We start from the raw sequence: 5,415 nt of genomic DNA, 5'->3' as shown, positions 1-5,415 counted from the left end.
TTATTTTGTAAATATTTTGTTCTATTGACTAAATAAAATAAGCCTACTTTCAAAAGTGAAATGGTTGTTTTTTCAGTTTTTTATTAGGTAAAAAACTGATTATACCTAATTAAACAAATAATTTCAGCTAATAATGGCAATTTAAATCAAATTGTTTGTTTTCAGTAAATTTTCTGCTTAAACAAAAAAAACATCTCGATTAGAGATGTTTTTTGCATATGAGAGTGATTGATAGTTTAATCGCGTCCACTATATTATCAAAAATTCAAGAGCATCAACAATGCTTTGCGGTGTGAACCTAACTGCTCTGGCTTTTTCAAGAGAAATCCCGCACGACTCTTTATGTCTCTCCTCAGATAAAAGGTTCATGATGCTAAATATTATTCGCATACAACTCTATGCTTCATAATGTGTCCACGCTGAATAAATTTCTACAATTTTTTCGTCTTCATTTACTCGATATACTACTCGATGTTGTCTATTCAATCGTCTTGAATACCGACCTTCATGTGTAGGTTTTAGTTTCTCGAATGATTGGGTGGGAAGATAAGGATTTTCTTTTAACGTTTGAACTACCTTTTCAAATTGAGCTCTCAAATTTGACTGCTTAATTTTTCTCAAATCTACTTTAGCAGAGTTTTTTATTTGTATAGAGTAGTTACTCATTACAAGTTATCCCAATCAATTTCATCAATATCTGTAAATCCACTATGATCTTTCTCTCGTGCCCGAACAGCATCAAGAGTACCTGTTTGCTCAAGAAAAAGGGTTTCTTGGATTGCTCTCCAATCATCCAATCCAATAAGCACTGCATTATTTCCACTACGGTCACTGATAATCTCAATTTCAGTATGATTCTCATTGACATCTTTCAATAATTTATAAAAATCTTTTCGGGCTGAACTAGGATTTAAACTTCTGTTTGCCATATTAATTCCCCCTCTACTTATATCATCATTATAACGTACTTAATTAAGTACGTAAACATTTAGAGATACAAGCCTGATGCTTACTTACCTCTTATTATGGTTCAATTGCAACTTTAAATAAGTTCACTTCTACTATTATACTAGGCTCAATTACGCAAGATTCTATATTAAAACATGCTGAAAAGGTCAAGCAACGAAAACCGTTGCTTGACCCAAAGGTTCTATTCAAATGATTGTAAGTTTTAACAATACCAGTTGTTAAAGAGTGATAAAACAACACTATTTGAGAAAGAGCCAAAATTTCAGGGCGACAAAAGGGCGAATAAAATATGAAAATTAGATTTTTTTACTAAATATTTTCAAACAAACCCTTGCTATTTCTTCGGTTCATCCTCGTCCATTTTCAAAACAGCCATGAAGGCTTCTTGAGGTACTTCGACCGAACCAATTTGTTTCATGCGTTTTTTTCCTTCTTTTTGTTTCTCTAATAGTTTTCGTTTACGGGAAACATCGCCACCGTAGCATTTGGCTAGGACATTTTTCCGCAAGGCTTTGATATCTGAACGAGCGACAATTTTTTGGCCAATCGCAGCTTGGATAGGCACTTCAAATTGTTGGCGTGGGATCAGTTTTTTTAGCTTTTCAACGATAGCTTTGCCACGTTCAAAGGCAAATTCTTTATGGACAATGAAGCCTAAAGCATCGACTTTTTCAGCATTCAAAAGAATATCCATTTTCACGAGTTTGCTTTGACGGTAGCCAGACATTTCATAATCTAGTGAGGCGTATCCTTTTGTACTTGATTTTAATTTGTCAAAGAAGTCAAAGACAATCTCTGACAAGGGAATTTCATAGACCACATTTACGCGATAATCATCGAGATAATCCATGGTTACAAAGTCGCCGCGTTTGCGTTGGGATAGCTCCATTACGGCACCTACGTAATCATTAGGAACCATGATTGTCGCTTTTACATAAGGTTCTTCTACATTTAAAATAGAGACTTGATCTGGAAAATCAGCTGGATTATCTACAGTCAGCTGCGTACCATCTGTCTTATTCACGTGATAGATAACTGATGGCGCCGTTGTAATTAATTCTAAATTGAATTCACGTTCTAATCGTTCTTGCACCACGTCCATATGCAACAATCCTAAGAAGCCACAGCGGAAACCAAAGCCTAATGCTTGAGAGGTTTCTGGTTCAAACTGTAAAGCAGCATCATTTAATTGTAGTTTTTCTAATGCTTCACGTAAATCATTGTATCGTGATGTGTCGATTGGATACAGGCCACAATAAACCATGGGATTCATATGACGGTATCCTTCTAGTGCTTCGGTCGCTGGATTGTCTGCTAGAGTAATCGTATCCCCGACACGAGTATCTTGGACCGTCTTGATTGCTGCAGTGATGTAGCCTACATCACCCACCATCAAGTAATCACGCTTAATACTCTTTGGAGAAAAGACCCCGACTTCCGTTACTTCAAATGTTTTGCCGTTGCTCATTAATTGAATACGATCCCCAGGCTTTACGACACCATCCATAACCCGTATATTTAAGACAACTCCACGATAGGCGTCATATACAGAATCAAAGATCAGTGCTTTCAAAGGGGCTTCAAGCTCACCTGTTGGTTCAGGTACATAAGCTACGATTTGCTCTAAAATTTCTTCAATTCCGATCCCTGCTTTGGCACTCGCTAGGACGGCTTCGCTTGCATCAATCCCAATTACATCTTCAATTTCTTTGCGTACGCGCTCAGGATCAGCGGCTGGTAAGTCAATTTTATTGATGACTGGTAAAATTTCTAAGTCATTGTCCAGTGCTAAATACACATTCGCTAGGGTCTGCGCTTCAATCCCTTGCGCGGCATCGACGACCAGTACAGCTCCTTCACAGGCAGCAAGACTTCGCGAGACTTCATACGTAAAGTCGACGTGTCCAGGAGTGTCAATTAAATGGAAGATATACGTATTGCCGTCTTGAGCAGTGTAGTTCAACTCGACAGCATTTAATTTAATGGTAATTCCGCGCTCTCTTTCTAAATCCATGGAATCAAGTAATTGAGCTTGCATTTCACGGGAGGATACGGTATTGGTTTTTTCAAGAATACGATCGGCTAAGGTCGACTTGCCATGATCGATATGAGCGATGATTGAAAAGTTTCGAATCATCTTTTGACGCTTTTTCATTTCTTCAACTGTATGCATAGGTACTCCTTCATTTCTTTTAATCAGCTTTTCTTATTATACCAACGCAAGCAAGAGATTCAAAGTCTTTTCTATTCAACTAGCTAAACAATCCGCAAGATGTCTGTTATACTTTGTCTATAAATTGAAGTATTGGAGTTGAAACGATGGAATTTGATTCAAGTCACCAGTTAGAAATTCGGCCAGTGGAAGAAAAAGATGTCGATCAATTTAATGAATTGTTGAGTTACGTCTTCCAAATCACTGAATCAGATATTGAAGAAAGTGGATTTGAGAGCAAGCGTGAAATGATTAAATCCAAAAAACCAATTTTAGAATTATCCAAAGTGTTTGGTTGGTTTAATAAAGAGCAGCTCGTTTCACAAATTGCAATCTATCCTTGCGAGGTCAATATTCACGGAACAATCTACAAAATGGGCGGCGTGACTGGTGTAGGCACCTATCCTGAGTATGCCGGTCATGGCTTAATGCAAGGCTTAATTCGACTAGCGTTGGAACACATGCGTAAGGACAAGCAATGGATATCTTATCTCTACCCTTACAATATTCCATACTATCGTCGCAAAGGCTGGGAAATTATGTCCGACAAAATTTCCTTTAAAATTCGTGACACACAATTACCTAAAACGATTGCTGTGCCGGGGATGGTCGAACGACGCGATGTCGACCATGAAGATGTCTACAGAGTCTATGACCTCTTTGCTAAAGAAAACCACGGAGCACTGCAGCGCATCTCGTTTCACTGGGAAGAATATTGGCGCTACGAGAATGAAGATCAGCGAACGGCGGCTATTTACTACGACGAAGATGGTCAACCGACAGGCGTCTTGTTTTATTGGGTAGCCGAAGAAGTCTTTCACATTAAAGAAATGTTTTACATTAACCAAGAGGCGCGTAATGGCTTATGGAACTTTGTGTCTGCACATTTTTCGATGGTCTACTGGGTAAAAGGTGACATTTATAAAAATGAACCTCTTGCCTTTTTACTGGAAGATAGTCAGATCAAAGAAGAAATTGAGCCGTACTATATGGCCCGTATTGTTGATGTAGAAGAATTTTTAAAGAGTTTTCCTTTCAAGTCGTTCAGCCGCCCGTTTCATTTTCAGATTCATGACCCAATTGCCGAGTGGAACAATGGTGTTTTTAGTTTAAGCTATGACGAAGACACGCAGTCAACCCGGATCTCGCGTGAACCAATTGGTCATGCCGTTACGATTGACATTCAAACCCTGACTTGCTTACTCATGAATTACCGCCGTGCCTCTTATCTTTCACGTATTGAGCGTTTAATGACAGATAAAGAGACTTTACGGACATTGGAACGAATCATCCCAGACATGGAAGCGTACTTTAGTGATTATTTCTAAAAGGAGGAAATAGGAATGCATCTTTATTTTGCTGCCCCTTTATTTTCAGAAAGTGATGTTCTTTTTAATGCACAGTTAGCAAAAGCCATTCGCGAGAAATATCCAGACCATACAATCTATTTGCCACAAGAAAATGCGGCAATTAACGACAAGCAAGCTTACGCTGACAGCAAGATGATTGCCTTAGCAGATACAGCTGAAGTGCAAAAAAGCCAGCTGATGATTGCTTTATTGGATGGGTTGACGATTGATCCAGGTGTTGCGTCTGAGATTGGTATCGCCTATGCGTCAGGGATTCCTGTCGTTGCGCTTTACACCGATAGCCGGCAACAAGGTGCGATGAATCAACAAAAACTGACGGCTTTGCAAACGATTGGTGAAAATCAATTCCATTACGCGAATCTATATACGATAGGCTTGATTAAACTAAATGGTGCAATCTACGCTTCAACAAGTGAGCTACTTCTTGGCTTAGACCAGTATTTAAAGGAGCGTGACGTGTAATTGTCTACTTATCATAAAGTACGGTGGAGTTTGCTTGCATTTTCATTTCTCACCCTACTTGCGACCATTCGCGAGTGGTTTCTTAGCCCGGCTTCTGGAATGGTTGTTGTCATTGAATGTTTGGCTGGTATTGCGTTGATTTTTGCACCTGATATGATTCGTAAGGTACTCCATCTCTACTTTCCGAAAGCAACGATCTATTTTTATTGGTTCTTTCTCTTTATGTCTGTCTTTTTAGGCAGTTGTCTGCATCTGATGGATTTGATTCCATTTTGGGATAAAATTCTTCATGGCACGAGCCCGATGTTGCTTTCTATGATTGGCTATGGCATCATTACCAATGGCTTACAACAAGTTCCTACGAAGAACATTCCAGTCTGGGTTTTTCTTTTATTTGGTTTT

The 5,415-nt window shown here is 38.8% G+C and carries 6 protein-coding genes; 3 read left to right on the top strand and 3 right to left on the bottom strand.

Translation table 11 applies throughout. The features are described from left to right. Positions 1-396: 396 nt before the first annotated feature. The 3 genes from HMPREF9088_RS05870 to lepA all read right to left on the bottom strand — a co-directional run bounded on the left by HMPREF9088_RS05870 (position 397) and on the right by lepA (position 3,142). Positions 397-666, bottom strand: coding sequence for a Txe/YoeB family addiction module toxin (locus HMPREF9088_RS05870; protein WP_007208245.1), 270 nt, complete (start codon positions 664-666; stop codon positions 397-399). Further along, a complete protein-coding gene (locus HMPREF9088_RS05865; RefSeq protein ID WP_007208244.1) occupies positions 666-929 on the bottom strand; it encodes a type II toxin-antitoxin system Phd/YefM family antitoxin in 264 nt (87 codons plus the stop codon). The genes HMPREF9088_RS05870 and HMPREF9088_RS05865 overlap by 1 nt, the downstream gene beginning before the upstream one ends. A 374-nt stretch (positions 930-1,303) precedes the next feature. Further along, positions 1,304-3,142 (bottom strand): translation elongation factor 4, encoded by a 1,839-nt coding sequence (gene lepA / locus HMPREF9088_RS05860; protein ID WP_007208243.1) that lies wholly within the window; start codon positions 3,140-3,142, stop codon positions 1,304-1,306. A gap of 146 nt (positions 3,143-3,288) precedes the next feature. Here lepA and HMPREF9088_RS05855 point away from each other — a divergent pair, with 146 nt between their 5' ends. From HMPREF9088_RS05855 to HMPREF9088_RS12055, 3 genes are all read left to right on the top strand, one after another. Continuing rightward, positions 3,289-4,509: a GNAT family N-acetyltransferase gene (locus tag HMPREF9088_RS05855; protein WP_007208242.1), complete on the top strand. Its 1,221-nt coding sequence runs from the start codon at positions 3,289-3,291 to the stop codon at positions 4,507-4,509. Between the two features lie 15 nt (positions 4,510-4,524). Next, positions 4,525-5,013, top strand: a complete 489-nt coding sequence (locus tag HMPREF9088_RS05850; RefSeq protein ID WP_007208241.1) for a nucleoside 2-deoxyribosyltransferase — start codon at positions 4,525-4,527, stop codon at positions 5,011-5,013. Beyond that, the coding region (locus tag HMPREF9088_RS12055) for a DUF2238 domain-containing protein (protein WP_007208240.1) at positions 5,014-5,415 on the top strand (402 nt) is incomplete at its 3' end.

The organism is Enterococcus italicus DSM 15952 (assembly GCF_000185365.1).
Taxonomy (GTDB): Bacteria; Bacillota; Bacilli; order Lactobacillales; family Enterococcaceae; genus Enterococcus_G; species Enterococcus_G italicus.
The sequence above is the reverse complement of the archived record's forward strand: the minus strand, read 5'-3'. Positions and strand labels throughout refer to the sequence as shown.